5 protein-coding genes are annotated in these 4,093 nt (G+C 72.6%); 3 read left to right on the top strand and 2 right to left on the bottom strand.

Going from position 1 to position 4,093, the window contains the following annotated elements:
* A partial coding sequence (locus AOK08_RS40670; protein WP_277816063.1) for an AlkA N-terminal domain-containing protein occupies positions 1 to 934 on the top strand: 934 nt, incomplete at its 5' end.
* Complete coding sequence (locus AOK08_RS40665) at positions 931 to 1,440, top strand: methylated-DNA--[protein]-cysteine S-methyltransferase (protein WP_055535442.1); 510 nt, start codon at positions 931 to 933, stop codon at positions 1,438 to 1,440. The genes AOK08_RS40670 and AOK08_RS40665, both read left to right, overlap by 4 nt.
* Before the next feature lie 15 nt (positions 1,441 to 1,455).
* Here AOK08_RS40665 and AOK08_RS40660 read toward each other — a convergent pair whose 3' ends face one another.
* Positions 1,456 to 1,827 carry a PPOX class F420-dependent oxidoreductase gene (locus AOK08_RS40660; protein ID WP_055535440.1) on the bottom strand — a complete coding sequence of 124 codons (372 nt, stop codon included), beginning with the start codon at positions 1,825 to 1,827 and terminating at the stop codon, positions 1,456 to 1,458.
* A gap of 129 nt (positions 1,828 to 1,956) precedes the next feature.
* Between AOK08_RS40660 and AOK08_RS40655 the strand changes: the two genes are divergently transcribed.
* Complete coding sequence (locus AOK08_RS40655) at positions 1,957 to 3,240, top strand: SGNH/GDSL hydrolase family protein (RefSeq protein ID WP_055535438.1); 1,284 nt, start codon at positions 1,957 to 1,959, stop codon at positions 3,238 to 3,240.
* A gap of 290 nt (positions 3,241 to 3,530) precedes the next feature.
* Here the strand turns inward: AOK08_RS40655 and AOK08_RS40650 are convergent, their stop codons facing one another.
* Positions 3,531 to 4,013 carry a DUF456 domain-containing protein gene (locus tag AOK08_RS40650; protein WP_055535436.1) on the bottom strand — a complete coding sequence of 161 codons (483 nt, stop codon included), beginning with the start codon at positions 4,011 to 4,013 and terminating at the stop codon, positions 3,531 to 3,533.
* Between the last annotated feature and the right edge of the window lie 80 nt (positions 4,014 to 4,093).

Raw genomic sequence — 4,093 nt, 5'->3', positions numbered from 1 at the left:
CGCGTTCGCCTCCGGGTTCGCCAGCGTGCGCCAGTTCAACGACACGATCCGGACCGTGTACGCCGCGACCCCGAGCGCCCTGCGCGCGACGGCGCCCCGAGCCCCTTCCACGCCCGCGTCTCCGGCCGGCCCGCCCGGCATCCCCCTCCGCCTCTCCCACCGTGGCCCCTACCACTCGGCCGCCGTCTTCGACCTCCTCGCCCGCGAGGCCGTAACCGGCGTCGAGGAGCTGACCGGCGGCCCGGGCAGCCGCACGTACCGCCGGACGCTGCGCCTCCCGTACGGCACCGCAATCGCCGCCGTCGAGGAGCGTGGGACCGGGCCCCGGGGCCGCTGGCTGGACGCCCGGCTGCACCTCACCGACCTGCGGGACCTGACGACCGCCGTACAGCGGCTGCGCCGCCTGTTCGACCTCGACTCGGACCCGTACGCCGTCGACGAGCACCTCGGCGCGGATCCCCGCCTCGCCCGCCTGGTCGCGCTCCGGCCCGGCCTGCGTTCCCCCGGCGCCGCCGATCCGGCCGAGGCGGCCGTGCGGGCGCTGGTGGGCAGGGCGGCGGCGGAGCGGCTCGTGTCGCGGTACGGCAAGCCGCTCGACGCCCCCTCCGGCGCCCTCACCCATCTCTTCCCCGAGCCGGAGGTACTGGCGGAGGCGGCCAGGGAGGACGACACGCCCCTCGGCCACCTCACCGCCGCCCTCGCCGACGGCACGCTACGGCTCGACCCGGGTGCCGACCGCGACGAAGCCTCCCGCGCGCTGCACGCCCTGCCGGGACTCGACGCCCGTACCGTCGCCGTCGTCCGGGCCCGCGCCCTGGGCGACCCCGATGTCGCGCCGCCCGGCGTGGACGTCCCCGACACCTGGCGCCCCTGGCGCTCGTACGCCCTCCATCACCTCATCGCCGCAGGCGAGTGGGAGCCCGCATCGTCATGAACACCGTTCTTTCCGCGACCACCGTCCACTGGACCTTCGTCGACAGTCCCCTCGGTCAACTCCTCCTCACCGCCGACGAGTCGGGCGCGCTGACCTCCCTCTCCGTACCCGGCCAGAAGGGCGGCCGGAGCATCGAGGACGGCCGGCGGCACGACCCCGGGCCCTTCCGGGCGGCGGAGGCACAGCTCGCCGCCTACTTCGCCGGTGAACTCACCGAATTCCGGCTGGAGTTGCGAAGCACCGGGACCGAATTCCGGCAGCGGGTCTGGGACGCCCTCGACTCGGTGCCGTACGGGGAGACCACCACATACGGGCGTATCGCCGCCCGGATCGGAGCCCCAAGGGCCGCCGTACGGGCCGTCGGTGGCGCGATCGGCGCCAATCCGCTGCTCGTCGTCCGGCCCTGTCACCGGGTGATCGGCGCGGACGGCTCCCTCACGGGATACGCGGGCGGCCTCGACCGCAAGCGCCACCTGCTCGGCCTGGAGGGAGTCCTCGCCGAGTAGCGGTCCTGTTGGCCCTCAGCCCGTCTCCAGGCCCCAACTGTGGATGCGCCTCGGGTGGACGCGGATCACTTCCTCGCTGAAGTGCGGGCCCAACTCGTGCGGGCCCGTGAGGAGTTCGGCCTCGCCCCGGATGTCGACGCCCCGTACCCGCCACGGGCTGACGCTCACCACGTCGTCGACGACCAGCGCCACCTTCGGGTTCTGCTCCAGGTTGCGCCACTTCTTCGTACGGCCCATCGAGCGACCGCCGATCAGGATCGTCCCGTCGTCCTGCGGGAAGAACCCGACGGGGTTGGCCTGCGGCTGCCCATGGGGGTCGACGGTGGCCAGCCGTCCCAGCCGCTGGGTCCGGAGATAGGCAAGCTCGGCCGCGCTGAATTCGGTCATACCGGAAGCCAAACACGGCGGCCCCGGCGGGCGCAGCCGAAACACGGGCACACATGCGAACATACGTGCGCGCCGCCATGGGTGTGACACGGCGTTGGTACGGCCGACCGCCCGGGGAACCATGCGCACATGACCCGCGCGATCATGGTTCGGCACTCCCTCGCTGCCCTGGTGACCGCCCTGGCGCTCGCCCTGCCCCCCGCGAGGGCCGGCGCGGGGAGCACCCCCGTGCCGCCCCCGGTTCCCTCGCCGTCCGTCGCCGCCGCACCCGTCAGGGAAACCCCCGCTCCCCGCGTCTGGACCGGCACCTGGGAGGCCGCCGCCTCCGGCACCGTCGCCGCGAGACCCGACGCCTCCTACCGCAACGTCCTGCACGTCAGCGTCGGCGGCAGCGCGCTGCGCGTCCGCCTCACCAACCGGCTCGGCACCCGGCCTCTCCGCCTCGGCGCCGTCACCGTCGCCCTCCAGGAACCCGGCGAACCGAAGAGCCCGGACGCCGTGCCCGGCTCGATGTATACGGCCACCTTCGCGGGCGCCTCCACGGTGACCATCCCCGCGGGCGAGGACCGGGTCACCGACACCGTCCCGCTCGCCGTACCGGCCGACAGCAGCCTGCTCGTCACGGTCCACACGCCCGGGGACTCCGGCCCGGCGACCTACCACCGTACGGCCAAACAGACCAACTTCCTTGCCCCGAGCGGCGATTGGGCCGCCGTGGAGGACGGCGACGCCTACACCAGGACCCTCAGTTCCTGGTACTACGTCACCGGCGTGGACGTCCTCGACGCACCCGCCGCCGGGACCGTGGTCGCACTCGGCGACTCCCTCACCGACGGCGGCGGCACGACCTCCGACACCAACCGCCGCTGGCCCGACCGTCTGGCCGACCGGCTCGCCGCACTGCCGCCGACCCGCCGTCTCGGCGTCCTGAACGCGGGTATCTCCGGCAACCGCGTCCTCCTCGACGGCGTCGGCCCGCGCGCCCTGACCCGCTTCGACGCCGACGTCCTCTCCCGGACCGGAGTGCGCGCGCTGATCGTGTTCGAGGGCATCAACGACATCAGCGGCACCCCCGAACAGACCGTCCCGCGCGCCTTCGTGGAGGCCTACAAGTCGCTCGTGAGCCGCGCCCACGCGCGCGGCATCCGCGTCATCGGCGCCACCATCACCCCGTACGGCGGCCACGGCCGGTGGACGGAGGCCCGCGAGTCCGTACGCCGGGAGGTGAACACCCTCATCCGTACCGGCGGCATCTTCGACACGGTCGTCGACTTCGACGCCGCCGTCCGCGACCCGGCGTCCCCGCACCGCATGCGCACCGCCTACGACTCGGGCGACCACCTCCACTTCAACGACGCGGGCATGCGGGCCATGGCCGACATGATCAACCTGTCCGACCTCAGGAGCCGGTAGCCGGTAGCCGGTAGCCGGCCGCTGATTGCCGCTCGCCGACCGCGGTGCAGCAGCACGCACCGGGGACCGGGACGGACTCGGTCCGGTTGGCGTCGGAAAGCGTGATCTGCGGAATCTGTGCGCCTCTGGATCATCCGGCCCCATCAGCGCCTTTCGCCGACCGGCGACATGAAGAGGAATTTTTGCAAAGTGACCCAGGTCATATTGGCGGCATCGTGAGGTGTCGGTGTATCGGCCAAACGGGCCCGAAAGCGCCCACTGCGCGATCGGTTGGTGCTCGATCCCGTCCGTCAGCCCCAGAGCGTGGCGCCCAGCCATGCACCCATGATCAGCAGGCAGGTGAAGAGTTCGATGAAGACGCTGGTGCCACCCGCCCGCATCACCCGCCGTACGGCCGCCTTCGCCTCGCCGTGTCCGCCGAGCCGTAGGCGTTCGTGGAGGTAGGCACCACCCACGAAACCGGGGAACGCGCCGAGCACGGGCAGCAGGAAGAAGCCGAGGAAGGCGCCGACCCCGGCGTACACCGCCATGCGGGGGGTGGCGCCGGCCGCCCGCAGCCTGCGTGGGGGCAGCCGCCACCGGATCACCTGGGACAGGAACAGGGCACCGGTCGTGCCCACCAGTACCCACCAGGAGACCGCCTGCGGTTCCTTCAGCGCCCACCACAGGACCGCGGCCCACACGAACCACGATCCCGGCACCCCGGGTACCAGAACTCCGCACAGACCGAACAGGATGACCAGGCCGATCAGCAGGAGATCCCACGCTCCCATCTGCCCAGGGTGCCGGAGGAAACGGGAAAGCGCAGGTCAGGTGCAGAGAAGTGAGGGGAGTGAGAGGAGCGGGAGGGGTG

It is taken from the genome of Streptomyces graminilatus (genome assembly GCF_001418565.1).
In the GTDB taxonomy this organism is placed as follows: domain Bacteria; phylum Actinomycetota; class Actinomycetes; order Streptomycetales; family Streptomycetaceae; genus Streptomyces; species Streptomyces graminilatus.
This window is presented reverse-complemented; position numbering and strand designations above follow the sequence as displayed.